Source organism: Streptomyces sp. CNH189 (assembly GCF_000527195.1).
The window spans coordinates 251,069-266,236 of record NZ_AZUS01000001.1 but is presented as its reverse complement, the minus strand read 5'-3'; the positions used below and the strand labels follow the sequence as shown (position 1 = coordinate 266,236).

At 74.4% G+C, this 15,168-nt stretch carries 15 protein-coding genes; 8 read left to right on the top strand and 7 right to left on the bottom strand.

Going from position 1 to position 15,168, the window contains the following annotated elements:
• Positions 1–184: 184 nt before the first annotated feature.
• Positions 185–1,723: a leucyl aminopeptidase gene (locus B100_RS0101180; RefSeq protein ID WP_024882646.1), complete on the bottom strand. Its 1,539-nt coding sequence runs from the start codon at positions 1,721–1,723 to the stop codon at positions 185–187.
• An 888-nt stretch (positions 1,724–2,611) separates the two neighbouring features.
• Here B100_RS0101180 and B100_RS0101175 point away from each other — a divergent pair.
• The gene (locus B100_RS0101175) at positions 2,612–3,475 is read left to right on the top strand and encodes an endo alpha-1,4 polygalactosaminidase (RefSeq protein ID WP_078540687.1); all 864 of its coding nucleotides are present in this window, start codon (positions 2,612–2,614) and stop codon (positions 3,473–3,475) included.
• Here the strand turns inward: B100_RS0101175 and B100_RS0101170 are convergent.
• Both B100_RS0101170 and B100_RS0101165 read right to left on the bottom strand, forming a co-directional pair.
• On the bottom strand, positions 3,435–4,040 hold the full coding sequence (locus B100_RS0101170) for an RDD family protein (RefSeq protein WP_078540660.1): 606 nt from the start codon (positions 4,038–4,040) through the stop codon (positions 3,435–3,437). The genes B100_RS0101175 and B100_RS0101170 overlap by 41 nt on opposite strands.
• Before the next feature lie 83 nt (positions 4,041–4,123).
• Positions 4,124–4,915: an adenosylcobinamide-GDP ribazoletransferase gene (locus B100_RS0101165; RefSeq protein WP_024882643.1), complete on the bottom strand. Its 792-nt coding sequence runs from the start codon at positions 4,913–4,915 to the stop codon at positions 4,124–4,126.
• A gap of 60 nt (positions 4,916–4,975) precedes the next feature.
• Here B100_RS0101165 and B100_RS0101160 point away from each other — a divergent pair, with 60 nt between their 5' ends.
• Complete coding sequence (locus B100_RS0101160) at positions 4,976–5,737, top strand: hypothetical protein (RefSeq protein ID WP_024882642.1); 762 nt, start codon at positions 4,976–4,978, stop codon at positions 5,735–5,737.
• Positions 5,738–6,080: 343 nt separating this feature from the next.
• Here the strand turns inward: B100_RS0101160 and cobT are convergent, their stop codons facing one another.
• Entirely contained in the window at positions 6,081–7,145 is a 1,065-nt protein-coding gene (gene cobT, locus B100_RS0101155; protein ID WP_024882641.1) for a nicotinate-nucleotide--dimethylbenzimidazole phosphoribosyltransferase, read from the bottom strand.
• 222 nt (positions 7,146–7,367) lie between these two features.
• On the opposite strand from cobT, the gene B100_RS0101150 reads away from it, so the two are divergent.
• Positions 7,368–8,411, top strand: coding sequence for a class I SAM-dependent methyltransferase (locus tag B100_RS0101150; RefSeq protein WP_024882640.1), 1,044 nt, complete (start codon positions 7,368–7,370; stop codon positions 8,409–8,411).
• 293 nt (positions 8,412–8,704) lie between these two features.
• On the opposite strand, the gene B100_RS0101145 is transcribed toward B100_RS0101150, so the two are convergent.
• Positions 8,705–9,904, bottom strand: coding sequence for a bifunctional adenosylcobinamide kinase/adenosylcobinamide-phosphate guanylyltransferase (locus B100_RS0101145; protein ID WP_024882639.1), 1,200 nt, complete (start codon positions 9,902–9,904; stop codon positions 8,705–8,707).
• Positions 9,905–10,019: 115 nt separating this feature from the next.
• Here B100_RS0101145 and B100_RS0101140 point away from each other — a divergent pair, with 115 nt between their 5' ends.
• Positions 10,020–10,268, top strand: coding sequence for a hypothetical protein (locus B100_RS0101140; protein WP_024882638.1), 249 nt, complete (start codon positions 10,020–10,022; stop codon positions 10,266–10,268).
• Between the two features lie 70 nt (positions 10,269–10,338).
• On the opposite strand, the gene B100_RS0101135 is transcribed toward B100_RS0101140, so the two are convergent.
• Together B100_RS0101135 and B100_RS0101130 are read right to left on the bottom strand one after the other, a co-directional pair.
• Positions 10,339–11,016: a methyltransferase domain-containing protein gene (locus tag B100_RS0101135; protein ID WP_024882637.1), complete on the bottom strand. Its 678-nt coding sequence runs from the start codon at positions 11,014–11,016 to the stop codon at positions 10,339–10,341.
• 83 nt (positions 11,017–11,099) lie between these two features.
• Positions 11,100–11,735: a DUF3043 domain-containing protein gene (locus B100_RS0101130; RefSeq protein WP_078540659.1), complete on the bottom strand. Its 636-nt coding sequence runs from the start codon at positions 11,733–11,735 to the stop codon at positions 11,100–11,102.
• Positions 11,736–12,004: 269 nt separating this feature from the next.
• Between B100_RS0101130 and B100_RS0101125 the strand changes: the two genes are divergently transcribed.
• The 4 genes from B100_RS0101125 to B100_RS0101110 all read left to right on the top strand — a co-directional run bounded on the left by B100_RS0101125 (position 12,005) and on the right by B100_RS0101110 (position 15,120).
• Entirely contained in the window at positions 12,005–12,796 is a 792-nt protein-coding gene (locus tag B100_RS0101125) for a PspA/IM30 family protein (RefSeq protein WP_486585575.1), read from the top strand.
• A 20-nt stretch (positions 12,797–12,816) separates the two neighbouring features.
• Positions 12,817–13,098 carry a PspA-associated protein PspAA gene (gene pspAA, locus B100_RS0101120; RefSeq protein WP_024882634.1) on the top strand — a complete coding sequence of 94 codons (282 nt, stop codon included), beginning with the start codon at positions 12,817–12,819 and terminating at the stop codon, positions 13,096–13,098.
• 92 nt (positions 13,099–13,190) lie between these two features.
• On the top strand, positions 13,191–14,414 hold the full coding sequence (locus B100_RS0101115; protein ID WP_024882633.1) for a histidine kinase: 1,224 nt from the start codon (positions 13,191–13,193) through the stop codon (positions 14,412–14,414).
• A gap of 22 nt (positions 14,415–14,436) precedes the next feature.
• The gene (locus B100_RS0101110) at positions 14,437–15,120 is read left to right on the top strand and encodes a response regulator transcription factor (RefSeq protein WP_024882632.1); all 684 of its coding nucleotides are present in this window, start codon (positions 14,437–14,439) and stop codon (positions 15,118–15,120) included.
• Positions 15,121–15,168 lie beyond the last annotated feature (48 nt).

The window sequence follows — 15,168 nt, the reverse complement described above, 5'->3', positions numbered from 1 at the left end:
GGTCGGCGGCTGGTGTCCGGCCGCTCTTTGTTCTCGGCCCTTCAGTGGGGCCCTGTCCTGCCGAGCCCTATCCTCGCACTTGTCGGGGCCGTACGAGACGCCGGGCCGTGGTGTGAGACGTCCCACGTCCCGGTGACGGGGCCTCGCCCTACCCGCGTGCGAGGCCCCGTCACCCGAGGATGCGTCAGCTCAGCTCGCCGTCGGCCGCGCGCTCCGCCAGCCGCACCAGCGTGCGCACGGCGGAGCCGGTACCGCCCTTGGGGGTGTAGCCGAAGGGGCCGCCCTCGTTGAAGGCCGGGCCCGCGATGTCGAGGTGGGCCCAGGTGATGCCCTCGCCGACGAACTCGCGCAGGAACAGCCCGGCGACCAGGCCGCCGCCCATCCGCTCACCCATGTTGGCGATGTCGGCGGTCGCCGACTCCATGCCCTTGCGCAGGTGGTCCGGCAGCGGCATCGGCCAGGCCGGCTCGCCCGCCTCCTCGGCGGCCTCGTGCACGACGGCGCGGAAGTCGTCGTCGTTGGCCATGATGCCGAAGGTGCGGCTGCCCAGCGCCAGCATCATGGCGCCGGTCAGGGTCGCCACGTCCACGATGGCGTCCGGCTTCTCCTGCGAGGCGGCCCACAGGGCGTCCGCCAGGACCAGCCGGCCCTCGGCGTCGGTGTTGAGCACCTCCACCGTCTTGCCGCTGAACATGCGCAGCACGTCACCCGGGCGGGTCGCGGAACCGGAGGGCATGTTCTCGGCCAGCGCCAGCCAGCCGGTGACGTTGACCTCGAGGCCCAGGCGGGCGGCGGCGACGACCGCGGCGAACACCGCGGCGGCGCCGCTCATGTCGCACTTCATCGTCTCGTTGTGACCGGCCGGCTTCAGCGAGATGCCGCCCGAGTCGTAGGTGATGCCCTTGCCGACCAGGGCGAGGTGCTTCTTCGCCTTGGACGAGGTGTACGACAGCTTCACCAGGCGCGGACCGGACGCCGAGCCGGCGCCGACGCCGAGGATGCCGCCGTAACCGCCCTTGACGAGGGCCTTCTCGTCGAGCACCTGCACCTTGACGCCGTGCTCCTTGGCGGCCGCCTGGGCGATCGCCGCGAACGCCTCGGGGTTGAGGTCGTTCGGCGGGGTGTTGATCAGGTCACGGGCGCGGTTGAGCTCCTCCGACACGGCGACGGCGCGCTCGACGGCCGCCTTGTACGCCTTGTCGCGGGGCTTGCCGCCGAGCAGCGCCGCCTCGGCGAGCGGGGCCTTGCCGTTCTTGCCGTTCCTCGCGTCGCCCTGGTCCTTGTAGGCGTCGAAGGAGTACGCGCCGAGCAGCACGCCCTCGACGACCGCGCCGGCGTCGGCGGCGTCCGTCAGGGGCAGCGCGAACGCGGCCTTCTTCGTGCCGGTGAGGGCGCGGGCGGCGGCACCGGCCGCCTTGCGCAGCGCCTCGGCGGCGTAACCGGAGTCCTTGCCGGGCTGGGCGCCGAGGCCGACCGCCACCACGAGCGGCGCCTTGAAGCCGGCCGGCGCGGGGAGCTTGGTCACCTCGCCCTCGGCACCGGACGCGCCGAGGGTCTCCAGGACACCGGCCAGATTGCCGTCGTACGCCTGGTCCACGGCCTCGGCGCCCGGGGCGACGACGGGTCCCCCGGGCTTGGACGCGGAGCCCTTGGCGACACCGATCACGATCGCGTCGGCGCGCAGGCCGGCGACCGCGGCGGTGCTGAGAGTCAGAGCAGTCACGGTGGTGAGTTCTCGCTTCCGATGTGAAGTTGCAGTGGCCGAAAGGTGTGGGTCGACCGGGCCCGGCAGCCGACCCTAATCGTGACGTCCGGGTGCGATCCCGTCGGGGCCTCCCCGGTACGGCGAACACTCGCCCCGAGCCTACGCGCGTACGCGCCCGCCCTCATGGCCGGTGCACCCGGCCCCGCGCCGGGTGCCCCGCCCCGGCGCGGTCCATACCGCGTCGAGCGCCCGCCCGCCCCGCGCCCCGGCGGTCACCTTCTGCGACGCCGCGGTCCGCGCCCGGCAGGGACGGCGCCCCCAACGGCAGGTGCCTCCCCGCCCTCGCGAGGACGGGGTCGGTCCCCCGGCCCGGAGTCTGCCATCGGCCGGGACCGGCAGGCGGGTAGGTCCGGCCGGGGCGGCGGGGGGCGTGTGTCCTGTGTTCGTTCCGGACAGGGCACCCCCACTGGCGCCCGCCGGGCTCCGTGGCGTGCCGCATCCGGCCAGGGCCAGGGGGCGCGCCCCGTTCGGGGCCTTCCCGCGTGTGCCTACGCGCCGCGGGAGGGCGGAGTTGGCACCCGGCGCCGGAGCGTGTCACCGGCGGGGGCCGTACGGCGGGTACCTCCGGCCGGGCGGCGCGGCGTTGGCGGCGGGGCACGCCCGCCCCGTGCCCCGCCAGGGCGCACGCCGCCGCGCCGCGTCCGGCAGGGGGCCGCTCGGGGGCGGCATGTCCCGGGCTTCCGTTGCGGGTGTCCGTCCGCCTCGGGCGGCGGAGCCGGTGCTGTGGTCCGGGGGTGCCGTCGGGCGGGACCGGCGTGGCGGGTGTCTCCGGCCGTGCCGGACCGGGCGGCAGGGGCTGCGGGCGGTGGCCGGTTCGTGTGCCTGCGGGGCGCGGGGCGGGTGATCATGGGAGTGCCGTCGGGCCGCCGGGGTGCGGCGGCACGAGTGGGTGGGGAGCGTCCGGTGAGAAGAGTGCGGGTGGTGGTCGGCCTGCTGGCCCTGGTCCTGGCGCTGGCGGGGTGCGGCGGGGGTCCGGGGACGGACGCGCGGCCGTCCCCCGGACCGTCGGACGGGCGCTGGCAGCCGCGGCCGGGTGTCGCCTGGCAGTGGCAGCTCACCGGTCGACTCGACACCTCCGTCGACGTCCCCGTGTACGACATCGACGGCTTCCACCACTCGAAGGAGACCGTCGCCGCGCTGCACCGTGACGGCCGCAAGGTCATCTGCTACCTGTCCACCGGGGCCTGGGAGGACTTCCGCCCGGACGCCGGCGACTTCCCGGAGTCCGTGATCGGCCGGGGCAACGGCTGGGAGGGTGAGCGCTGGCTCGACATCCGCCGTACCGACGTGCTGGAGCCGCTGATGGCCGAGCGCCTCGACATGTGCCGTGACAAGGGCTTCGACGCCGTCGAACCGGACAACATGGACGGCTACCGCAACCGCACCGGCTTCCCTCTCACCGCCGCCGACCAGCTCCGCTACAACCGGCTGATCGCCCGGCTCGCGCACGAGCGCGGCATGGCCGTCGGCCTGAAGAACGACCTGGACCAGATTCCGGAACTGGTCGACGACTTCGACTTCGCGGTCAACGAACAGTGCGCCCAGTACGGCGAGTGCGAGGAGCTCACCCCGTTCGTCGAGGCGGGCAAGGCCGTCCTCCACGCCGAGTACGAGCTGCCCACCGCCCGCTTCTGCGCCGACTCCCGCCGCCTGAAACTGAGTTCGCTGCTCAAGAAGTACGAACTCGGCTCATGGCGACAGGCATGCTGAGCCGCACCGCGGTCACCGAGGTGCCGGCCACCCGGTCGGCGAACGAGCGCCGCCGGGAGCCCAGCACCGGCAGCGCGTTCAGCAGGAACAGCACCACCGCGACCAGCCACACCAGCACCGACAGCAGGATCTCGCCCTCCACCAGCAGCACGCAGGCCACCGCGTAGACGGCGACGTCGGTGGCCGTGGTCACCGCCGCGCGCAGCGCCGCCCGCCGGGACGTGCGCGGGGTGACGTTCAGTCCGGTCAGGGCCTTGCCGAGGGTGCGCCCGGCGAGGGCGAGGCACGCCCACTGGTAGAGGAACGCGGCGACGGCCAGCAGCACGAACGCCTGCTGGACGTAGCCGACCGACTTGTCCCACAGGGACGTGCCGAGGGTGCCGGAGGCGCCGAGCACGTCACCGCGCGAGGTGAGCAGGTCGAAGCCGCCGCGCGCGGCCAGTTCGGGTACGTCCGTCACCAGGGCGGATACCCGGTTGAAGGTGAGCACCGCCAGCAGCGAGGCGACACTCACCACCAGCGCGAAGTCGATCACCCAGGCCATGGCACGACGCACTGCCGACATCAACGTCCCCCGTTCGCTCGCCGGTTCGACCCACAGGCTAGCGGCGCCCCGTACGCACTCCCCAGGGGAGAAGGAAGATCGTTTCAGCCCAGTGACATGACGACCAGCGCGGTCGTCGCCGCCGTCTCCGCGAGCCCGCCGAACACGTCACCGGTCACCCCGCCGAACCGCCGTACGCAATGGCGCAGCAGCACTTCCGCGGCGCCGGCCGCCACGAGCACCGCGAGTCCGGCGCGCAGCGCGTCGGGCGCCCCCAGGGCCGCGCCCGCGCCCATGAGCACCCCGGTGACCAGGAGCACGGCGACCGCCGCGCCCCGCACCGGCACCACCCCCGCGACCGCCGCGCCCAGACCCTCCGGCCGGGCGGGCGGCACGCCGGGGCGCGCGGCCAGGGTGAGGGCGAGCCGCGCCGCGACCGCCGACACCACGGCGGCGAGCGCGCCCCGCGCCCAGGAGTCGCCGTACGCCTGCGCCAGTGCGGCCACCTGGGCCAGCAGCACGAGGACCAGCGTGAGCACCCCGAACGGCCCGACGTCCGACTGCTTCATGATCCGCAGGGCGTCCTCGGCGGGCTTGCCGCTGCCCAGCCCGTCCGCGGTGTCGGCCAGCCCGTCCAGATGCAGGCCCCGGGTCAGCGCGGCGGGCACGGCGACGGAGGCCACGGCGGCGAGCGGCGGGCCCGCGCCGAGGAGCAGCAGCACCAGCCCCGTCCCCGCGGCCATCACGCCCACCACCAGTCCGACGACGGGTGCGCAGAGCATGCCGGCCCGCGCGGCCGCACGGTCCCAGCGGGTGGGCCCGGCCGGGAGGACGGTGAGGGTGCCGAAGGCGAAACGGAGTCCGTCGGCGGGGGAGGCGGATGAGGGCGCGGGCACCGGCGCAGATTACCCGGCGGTCAGCAGGGCGCTGCCCGCACCCCTGGATAAAGTGCGCATATGGGACAGTGGCTGGAGCGGAACATCATCGAGCCGGGCAAGCTCCCGCTGCTTCTCGCGCTGGTGGCCTTCGTCCTCACCTTCGTGATCACCCGGATCATCACCCGCCTGATCCGGGCCGGCAAAGGCCCCTTCGGCAACGTCACCGCGGGCTCGGTGCACATCCACCACGTGGTGCCCGGCGTCATCCTCACCGTGATCGGCGGCTTCGGCTCGGTGGCGGGCGGCGGACACGGTTTCGGCTCGTACTTCAGCGCGGTGCTCTTCGGCGTCGGTACGGGACTGGTCCTGGACGAGTTCGCGCTGATCCTCCACCTGGACGACGTGTACTGGTCCGAGGCCGGGCGCAAGAGCGTGGAGATGGTGGTGCTCACGGCGGCGCTGGTGGGGCTGCTGCTGCTCGGGTTCGCGCCGTTCGGTGTCAACGACCTCTCCCAGGACGAGCTGCAGAACCGCGCGGGCGCCCTCACCGGCATCGCCGTCAACTTCGGCTTCGCGCTGATCGCCCTGAGCAAGGGGAAGGTGCGGCTCGCGGTGTTCGGCGTGATCATCCCGCTCGTGGCGCTCGTCGGCTCGCTGCGGCTGGCCCGCCCCGGCTCGCCGTGGGCGAAACGCTTCTACCGCCGGCGGCACCGGGCCCGCGCAAGGTCCCTCCTGCGGGCCTACCACCACGACCGCCGCTGGGCCCGCCCGGCTCGGGCACTGCAGGACTGGCTGGGCGGCAAACCGGACCCGCCCAAGCCCTTGGAACGCGCGAGGTGAGACCCCCGGCGGTGGTTGCCGCCCCCACGATGCCCCCGCAAGCACGGGGAGGGAACATCACCCCCCAAGGGGCGCGGGGAACTGCGCGATACGGGAGCGGACCCACCTGCCCCAGGAGCACGGGGAGGGAACATCACCCCCCAAGGGGCGCGGGGAACTGCGCAAACGGGAGGGCAACCCCCGCTGCCCCTTCGGGGGCTTCGCCCCCGGACCCCCTTCGCGCAGTTCCCCGCGCCCCTAAGGGGCACTCCTCGCCCCCGCGTCCCCAAGGGGCCCCGCGTCTCCAAGGGGCCCCGCGTCCCGGACGGAAACCAACCCCCCGCGTCCCGGAGGGGCGCCAGCCTCACTCGCCCTTGGCGACACCCTCCCGTACCGGCAACTCAGCGGCCAGCGCCCCCGCGGCCTGCACCAACGGCAGCGCCAGCAACGCCCCCGCCCCTTCCCCCACCCTGACCCCCTGCGGCAGCAACGGCTCCAGTGCCATCCGGTCCAGCGCCTTCGCCTGCCCCGGCTCCCCGCTCATGTGCGACGCCAGCCACCAGTCCGGCGCGCGGAACGCCACCCGCTGCGCCACCAGCGCACACGCCGCCGTCACCACCCCGTCCAGCAGCACCGGCAGCTTCCGCACGGCGCTCTGCAGCAGGAACCCCGTCATCGCGGTGAGGTCCGCCCCGCCCACCGTCGCCAGCAGCCGCAACTGGTCACCCAGCACCGGCCGGGCCCGCCGCAACGCGTCCCGGATCGCCGCGCACTTGCGCATCCACGCCAGGTCGTCGATCGCCAGACCGCCCCGCCCGGTCACCACCGACGCGTCCGTCCCGCACAACGCGGCCACCAGCACGCCCGCCGCCGTCGTGCCGCCAACACTGACGTCGCCCAGCACCACCAGATCCGTACCGGAGTCGGCCTCCTCGTCCGCCACGGCCATCCCCGCGCGGAACGCCGCCTCCGCCTCCTCCGCGGTCAGCGCGTCCTCGACGTCGATCCGCCCGCTGCCCCGCCGCACCCGGTGGCGTACGACGTCCTCGGGCAGCGACGCCGGGTCGCAGTCCACGGACATGTCGATCACCCGCACCGGCACGCCCAGCCGCCGCGCCAGCACGGAGACCGGCCGGCCGCCCTCCAGCACGTCCCGCACCAGTTCCACGGCGGTGCCCGCGGCACGGGAGGAGACGTCCAGTTCCGCGACGCCGTGATCGCCCGCGAACAGCACCACCCGCGGCTGTTCGACCGGCCGCACCGGCACCGCGGACTGCGCCGCCGCCAGCCACTCACCGAGGTCGTCCAGGCGGCCCAGCGACCCGGGCGGGACGTCCAGGCGGGCCCGGTGCTCCTCCGCGTCACGGCGCACCCCGCTGTCCGGACGCTCGATCAGATCGGTGAAGTCGTCGAGATTAAGCGAGCTCATTCGCCGAACAGTACCGGCCCCGGTCGAACACCCCGGTGCGCCGGTCGTCCCCGCGTTCGCGGCCTCACCCCCACCACGCCACCCCGGCGGTGATCCACCCCGCGAGGCCCTCCCGTACGTAACGTTTTGCTCGAGAATGCCGGAGATCCCTCCGTCCGTCCCCGACCGTCCCCGCACGTCGCGCCACCCGCGTGCCGTACGCCCTCACGCCGGGAGCCGCCCATGTCCGCCACCGCCTCCGACACCGCGTTCCCCGCCCCGCACGGCTCCGCCCGGGTGCACGAACCGCGCCGCGCGGACTGCCCCTGGTGCGGCTCCGCGCGGCTGCGGACCCGGCTGAGGACGGGGGACCTGCGCCGGCACCGGCCCGGACTGTTCACCGTCGACGAGTGCCGCGACTGCGGCCACACCTTCCAGAACCCCCGGCTCACCCCCGAGGGCCTGGCCTTCTACCGGCGGGCCGTGCGCGGTGCCCCCCGCGACCCCGCCACCGAGCGGGTCCTCGCCCTGCACGCCGTACGGCACCGGCGCCGCGCCGCCGCCCGCGCGATGCTGCCCTTCGGCGAGCCGGAGAGCTGGCTGGACGTCGGCACCGGGCTCGCCCGATTCCCGCAGACCGCGCGGGAGTTCTTCCCGTACACCGCGTTCGACGGCACCGACCTCACGGTGCGTGTGGAGCGGGCCCGTGATCTCGGGCGGGTCGAGGAGGCACACGTCGGGCCGCTGACCGACCCCGGGGTGCTGGCCCGGGTGGCCGGCCGCTACGACGTGGTCAGCCTGCTGCACCACCTGGAGCGCACCACCGACCCGCGCGCCGAACTGCACGCCGCCCTGGACGCGCTGCGCCCCGGCGGCCACCTGCTGATCGAGACGCTCGACCCCCGCTGCGTGTACGCCACGCTGTTCGGCCGCTGGTGGCTGCCCTACGACCAGCCCCGCCGACTGCACCTGCTGCCCCGCCGCAACCTCCGCGAGGAACTCCTGGCACGCGGCTGCGAGATCGTCACCGCCGGGCAGCGCGCCGCGCACGTGCCGCACGACCTGGCCGGCCTGACCGCCCTCGCTCTCTCCCACGCGCTGCCCGCCCCGGACACCCCCTGGCGGGCGGTCCCGTCCTCACCGGCGCAACAGCGCCTGCGGACGGTGCTGCTGAGCGCGGGGACCCCGCTGGTCGTCGCCGCCGCGGCGGCCGACCTGGCCCTCGCCCCGCTGGCCCGCCACACCCCGTTCGCCAACACCTACCGAGTGATCGCCCGCAAACCGTGACGGCTCCCCCCGCGCCCACGCTCCCGTAACGCGACGGCACCCGAGAAAACCGGCCCGAGCCCGCACGAACCCACTGTCGTCCCACCTGCGCCCCCGTGCCGTGGCCGGCGGCCCGCTCCCCGGGCATCCGCGCGAGCGGGCGCCGTGGCCCCGGGCATCCGCACGAGCGGGGCCCTGCCCCCGGCGGTCGTTGCCCTGTGGACCGTGCGTGAGGTTCGGTGGCGGGCGGGCCGTTGCCCGGTGGTGCCGAGCGGGGCGTCGTGGCACCGCCTCACGGTGTCGTGGGCGGCTCCTCAGCCCCGCAGGGGCAGTGCCTGGCCCGCCACCACCAGGAGCACCTGCTCGCACTCCTGGGCGAACGCCGCGTTCAGGCGGCCCAGTTCGTCGCGGTAGCGGCGCCCGGACGCGGTGGCCGGGACGATGCCCGAGCCGACCTCGTTGGAGACCGCGACCACCGTGCGCCGGGTCCCGCGCACCGCGTCCGTCAGTGCCCGCACCCGCTCCCGCAGGGCCCGCTCGCCGCCGTCCGCCCACTCCGCGTCGTCCCACGCGCCCACCGCGTCCATCGCGTCCGTCAGCCACAGCGAGAGGCAGTCGACCAGGAGGGGCGGGCCGTCGTCCTTGAGCAGCGGGACCAGGTCGCAGGTCTCCACCGTGCGCCAGGAACCCGGCCGCCGCTCCTGGTGCGCGGACACCCGGGACGCCCACTCGGTGTCCCCGTTGCGCGAGCCGCCGGTCGCCACGTACAGCACCTCGGGAAACGCCTCCAGGCGCCGCTCCGCCTCCACCGATTTGCCCGAACGGGCCCCGCCCAGCACCAGGGTGCGCCGCGGCACGTCCGGCACGTCCTCGTAGACGCCGACCTCGAGCGTGGTGCCGTCCGGCACGGCACGCGCCCCGGCCGCCGCCAGCCGGCGCCGTACCTCGGCGCCCGGCGGCACGTCGTGGTCCAGATGGACGGCGATCACGTCCGTGGTGGGGACCACCGCGCCCACCTCCCGCAGTCGCGCCAGCGCGTCGGGGCGCCCCAGGACGTCCAGCACCACCATCGCGTACGGCTCGGCCGGTGCCTCCAGCCCGGCCGGTGCCCCGCCGGGCGGCAGGTACAGCAGCCGCTGCCCGTCCGGACCGGTCACCGCGTACCCGGTGCCGGGCGCGTCCAGCGCCACCGCCCGCACCCGATGCCCCGTCAGCAGCGCCAACTCCCGCCCGTCCGGCACCCGTCCCGGCTGCGGCAGCCCGGCCGGCACCTCCACCGCGGGGCCGTCGTGCGGGTGCGACAGCAGCACCTGGCGCACCCCGCCCAGCGAACGTCCCGCACGGGCGGCGGCGAAGGCCGCGCCCGGCGTCAGGTCGAGCAGCAGCGCGCCGTCCACCAGCAGCGAGGTGGCCGCCCGCGCGTCCGGGCCGAGCGCGCACGCGCACGCGGCGCAGGGACAGTCGGGGCGGGGCAGTCCCGCGGGGGCACCGGTGCCGAGCAGAGTCAGTTCCACGCCCCGATTCTCACCTTTCCCCACAGCCGATGCCCGTCCGACTACGCTCTTGGTCAGGAGCCGGACCAAGATCCGGCTTCTGTCGTGCAGTGAGCTCACACCATGGGAGGCGTACATGGCGGCATGGACGTGGCGGTTCGAGAAGGCCGACGGGACGCAGGTCGAGCCCGCGGTGCCGCCGGAGGAGTTCCCCACGCAGGGGGACGCCGAGTCCTGGATCGGGGAGAACTGGAAGGCACTCCTGGAGGGCGGCGCCGACCAGGTGCGCCTCTCGGAGGACGGCACGGAGATCTACGGTCCGATGAGCCTCCACGCGGAGACGGAGACGGAGACGGAGACCGAATCCGCCGACGACGGGGCGTGAGCCCCGGGGCGGGCCGCGGGTCACCCCGCCTCGCCGGGCGGGGACGCGTCCGCCTGCCGGGGCTGAGTCCTCAGCCCCGGACCCCGCACAGGTGCAGCAGCGAGGCGACCCCCCGGTAGGGGTCCGTCCGCCCGGCCCGGTCCTCGACCGCGAGCACCGCGTCGAGGCCGTCGGGGAGCACCACGTCGTCCGCCACCGTGTCGGTGAAGACCCGCACGCCGTACCAGGTGTGCAGCGGCGCGCCGATCCCGGCGAGGGTCGCGGTCAGCCGCTTCAGCCCGTAGGACGCCGTGGGCGTGCAGAACGCCGCCAGCGCGCCGTCCCAGTCGCCGGACAGCCCCGCCCGCATCGCCGCGGCGTCGCCGTTACGCACCAGCAGGGACAGCATCCCGCCGGGCGCCAGCATCCGAGCCACCCCGGCGAGCAGCGCGTCCGGCTCCTCGACGTCGGTCATGAGCACGCCATGACAGAGCACGACGTCGAAGCTGCCCGGCAGGAAGTGCACACCGGTGTCCCCGGCGTGGCCCTCGATGATGCGCATCCGCTCCCGGATGCCCTCGGGCTCCCCGGCGAAGGTCTCCCGGGCGGCCGTGATCGACGCGGCGTCCTGTTCGACACCCGTGACCTGGTGGCCGGCCCGGGCCAGCCGGAGCGCCTGCGCCCCCCGGCCCATGCCGACGTCGAGCACACGCAGCCGCCGCCCGACCGGGAAGCGCCCCACTATCTGCTCCTCCAGCTGGCGGGCCACCAGTTCCTCGCGGACGACGTCACGCAGTCCGCCGAGCCCGCTCGGCAGGCCCCGCGCCGTGCCGTCCGTGAACGGCGTCGTGCTCAGGGCCGCTCCCCGCGCTTGACCTGGGGCTTGGGCAGCCGCAGCCGGCGCATCTGGAGCGTGCGCATCAGGGCGTAGGCGACCGCGCCGCGCCGGTTCTCGTCCGGGAAGCGCTCGGCGAGCGTCTTCTTCAGCCGGAAGCCGGTCACGATCGAGTCGAGCACGATCATCACGATGACCACGAGCCACAGCAGCAGCGCGATGTTCTGCAGCTGCGGCACCTGGACCAGGCTCAGTACGAGGATGACCACGGCCATCGGCAGGAAGTACTCCGCGATGTTGAACCGCGAGTCCACGTAGTCGCGGGCGAACCGGCGCACCGGGCCCTTGTCGCGCGCGGGCAGGTAACGCTCGTCGCCGCTGGCCAGCGCCTGGCGCTGACGCTCCATCGCGGCACGGCGCTCCTCGCGCTGACGCTTGGAGGCGTCCTTGCGCGTCATGCTCGTGTTGGCCACGCTGCGGCGCTGCGACTGGGCCGCGCTGCGCTTGGGCGTGGGGCGGCCCTTGGGGGCCTCGGGGTGACGGGGCTGACTGGAGTCGGTCATCGTCGCCTTGTCGGCGGCGGCCTTCTCTTCCTTGGCACGGCTACGGAACACAAAACCCAAGGGTACGGGGTGGCCGGGGTTGGACCCCAGCCCCGCGGGGAACGATCCGGCAACACCGGACGTCTTTCCCTAGGACAGAAGGGGACGTAGCGGGGATCTTGGGGAAGACCGGCAGGCCGTCCCGGGGAACCACCTACTCCTCACGCCGGACCGGGAGGGTACTCAGTCGTCCTTGGGGATGAGCGCATCCGTCCCCGAACAGTGCGGTAATGGATGCAGGGCCCGTACTGTGGGTTCTGTCGCAGGTGCTGGAGCTGGAGTCCGTCAGAAGGGGGCGCGCGAAGCCCATGAGCGGTGTCATGAAGCGTATGGGGATGATCTTCCGCGCGAAGGCGAACAAGGCCCTTGACCGGGCCGAGGACCCGCGCGAAACCCTCGATTACTCGTACCAGAAGCAGCTGGAGCTGCTCCAGAAGGTCCGCCGGGGCGTCGCCGATGTGGCGACCTCTCGCAAGCGGCTGGAGCTCCAGCTCAACCAGCTCCAGTCCCAGTCGGGCAAGCTGGAGGACCAGGGCCGCAAGGCGCTCGCGCTCGGCCGCGAGGACCTGGCGCGCGAGGCGCTCTCCCGCCGCGCCGCCCTCCAGCAGCAGGTGACGGACCTGGAGACGCAGCACGCCACGCTCCAGGGCGAGGAGGAGAAGCTGACCCTCGCGGCGCAGCGGCTCCAGGCCAAGGTGGACGCCTTCCGCACCAAGAAGGAGACCATCAAGGCCACCTACACCGCCGCGCAGGCGCAGACCCGGATCGGCGAGGCCTTCTCCGGCATCTCCGAGGAGATGGGTGACGTCGGCCTGGCGATCCAGCGCGCCGAGGACAAGACCGCCCAGCTCCAGGCGCGGGCCGGCGCGATCGACGAGCTGCTCGCCTCCGGCGCCCTCGACGACCAGTCCGGCATGCACAAGGACGACATCCAGGCCGAGCTGGACCGCCTCTCCGGCGGCACGGACGTGGAGCTGGAACTGCAGCGCATGAAGGCCGAGCTGGCCGGCGGAAGCTCCGGTGACCGGCAGGCCATCGAGGGCAGCCAGGGACAGGCCGAGCCCCAGGCCCAGCAGCAGCCACAGGACACCCCGCGCTTCGACAAGCAGTAGCCCACGCCGAGGAGGGCGACATGATCGTACGGATCATGGGGGAGGGGCAGGTGACGCTGGCCGAGAGCCGGCTCGCCGAGCTGAACAAGCTGGACGAGGAACTGCTCGCCGAGATGGAGAACGGCGACGGTCCCGGCTTCCGCGCGACGCTCAAGGCACTGCTGGCCAAGGTGCACGAGCTGGGCGAGCCGGTGCCGGACGACTCCCTGGAGCCGTCCGACCTCATCCTGCCGTCCCCCGACGCCACCCTCGAGGAGGTCCGTGACCTCCTCACCGACGACGGCCTCATCCCGGGGACCTGAGGCGTCCCGGGAAGACCTGGTCCGATCGTCCGCAGAGAGGGGGGAGCCGGGGCGCGCCGCACGGGCGTCCGCCCCGGTCACCGCAAGCAGCCGTGAGCACCCTGACGCGCGCCCGGTGCAGGGCGCGGGCCCACCCCACCGCAGTGGACGCGGCGCTGGCCGTCGGCGTCCTGCTGTGCATGGTCGCGGGGTCGTTCGTCGACCCGCACGACCCCGAGGGGGTCCGCTGGGGTCTGCGCACCCCCGACCCGCTCAGCCTGGTCCTGATGACGCTCGCCGCCGCCGCGCTCGTCTTCCGGCGCCGCGCCCCCCGCACGGTGCTGGGCGTGGCCGGCGGTCTCTCCGTCGTCGAGTCCGTCACCGGCGACCCCCGCGCGCCCGTCGCCATGTGCGCGGTGATCGCCCTCTACACCGTCGCCGCCACCACCGACCGCCCCACCACCTGGCGGTTCGGCCTGCTCACCATGACCGTCCTGACCGGCACCGCGATGGCCGCGGGACCCCTGCCCTGGTACGCCCAGGAGAACCTGGCGATCTTCGCCTGGACCGGCATCGGCGCCACCGCCGGGGACGCCGTGCGCAGCCGCCGCGCCTTCGTCCAGGCCATCCGCGAGCGCGCCGAACGGGCCGAACGCACCCGGGAGGAGGAGGCCCGCCGCCGGGTCGCCGAGGAGCGGCTGCGCATCGCCCGCGACCTGCACGACGTGGTGGCCCATCACATCGCCCTGGTCAACGTCCAGGCCGGGGTCGCCGCCCACGTCATGGACAAGCGGCCCGACCAGGCCAAGGAGGCCCTCGCCCACGTCCGCGAGGCCAGCCGGCACGCGCTCGGCGAACTGCGCGCCACCGTCGGCCTGCTGCGCCAGTCCGGCGACCCGGAGGCCCCCACCGAGCCGGCCCCCGGTCTCGACCGCCTCGACGAACTCGCCGGCACCTTCCGCAACGCCGGCCTGCGCGTCGAGGTGGCCCGCGCCGACCAGGGCACCGAACTGCCCGCCGCCGTGGACCTGGCCGCGTACCGGATCATCCAGGAGGCGCTGACCAACGTGCAGCGGCACGCCGGGACCGGCGCGCGGGCCGAGGTCAGCGTCGTACGCATCGGACCGCACATCGAGGTCACCGTGCTCGACGACGGCAGCGACGGGGGCCACGAGCACACTCCCGGCGGCGGGCACGGCCTGCTCGGGATGCGGGAACGCGTCACCGCCCTGCGCGGCACCCTGACCACCGGCCCCCGCTACGGCGGCGGCTTCCGCGTGCATGCGATCCTGCCCGTCGAGCCCCGCACCTCCACCGCCCCGGGCGGCCGCCCGTGACCGACGCACCGCTGGAGACCGCATGACGATCCGTGTCCTGCTCGCCGACGACCAGGCCCTGCTGCGCAGCGCCTTCCGGGTACTCGTCGACTCCGAGCCGGACATGGAGGTGGTGGGCGAGGCGTCCGACGGCGCGGAGGCGGTCCGGCTGGCGCGCGAGCACCTCCCCGACGTCGTCCTCATGGACATCCGCATGCCCGGCACCGACGGGCTCGCCGCCACCCGCGAGATCAGCGCCGACCCCGCGCTCTCCGGGGTGCGGGTGGTGATACTGACGACCTTCGAGGTCGACGACTACGTCGTGCAGTCGCTGCGGGCCGGCGCCTCCGGTTTCCTCGGCAAGGGCTCCGAACCCGGCGAGATGCTCGGCGCGGTCCGCATCGCCGCCGGGGGCGAGGCACTGCTGTCCCCGGTGGCCACCAAGGGCCTGATCGCCCGCTTCCTCGCCCAGGAAGGCCCCTCCGGCCCCGACAGCGACCCCGATCGCGCCGAGCGCCTCGGCTCGCTCACCGTGCGCGAGCGGGAGGTGCTCGTCCAGGTCGCCGGCGGCCACTCCAACGACGAGATCGCCGAACGCCTCGAGGTCAGCCCGCTCACCGTGAAGACGCACGTCAACCGCGCGATGGCCAAGCTGGGCGCCCGCGACCGGGCGCAGCTCGTGGTGATCGCCTACGAGTCCGGGCTGGTCCGTCCAAGGGTGGACTGAGCCCGGGCGGGCGTACTGCGGCGGGAGTACGAGCCCCCGGAGAGATTG

Excerpts from the sequence above, each read along its gene's own strand:
- B100_RS0101170 (WP_078540660.1), bottom strand. The coding sequence starts at position 4,040 with ATGTCGGCAGTGCGTCGTGCCATGGCCTGGGTGATCGACTTCGCGCTG.
- B100_RS0101110 (WP_024882632.1), top strand. The coding sequence starts at position 14,437 with ATGACGATCCGTGTCCTGCTCGCCGACGACCAGGCCCTGCTGCGCAGC.
- cobT (WP_024882641.1), bottom strand. The coding sequence starts at position 7,145 with ATGAGCTCGCTTAATCTCGACGACTTCACCGATCTGATCGAGCGTCCG.
- B100_RS0101160 (WP_024882642.1), top strand. The coding sequence starts at position 4,976 with ATGGGACAGTGGCTGGAGCGGAACATCATCGAGCCGGGCAAGCTCCCG.
- B100_RS0101150 (WP_024882640.1), top strand. The coding sequence starts at position 7,368 with ATGTCCGCCACCGCCTCCGACACCGCGTTCCCCGCCCCGCACGGCTCC.
- B100_RS0101175 (WP_078540687.1), top strand. The coding sequence starts at position 2,612 with ATGGGAGTGCCGTCGGGCCGCCGGGGTGCGGCGGCACGAGTGGGTGGG.
- B100_RS0101140 (WP_024882638.1), top strand. The coding sequence starts at position 10,020 with ATGGCGGCATGGACGTGGCGGTTCGAGAAGGCCGACGGGACGCAGGTC.
- pspAA (WP_024882634.1), top strand. The coding sequence starts at position 12,817 with ATGATCGTACGGATCATGGGGGAGGGGCAGGTGACGCTGGCCGAGAGC.
- B100_RS0101125 (WP_486585575.1), top strand. The coding sequence starts at position 12,005 with ATGAAGCGTATGGGGATGATCTTCCGCGCGAAGGCGAACAAGGCCCTT.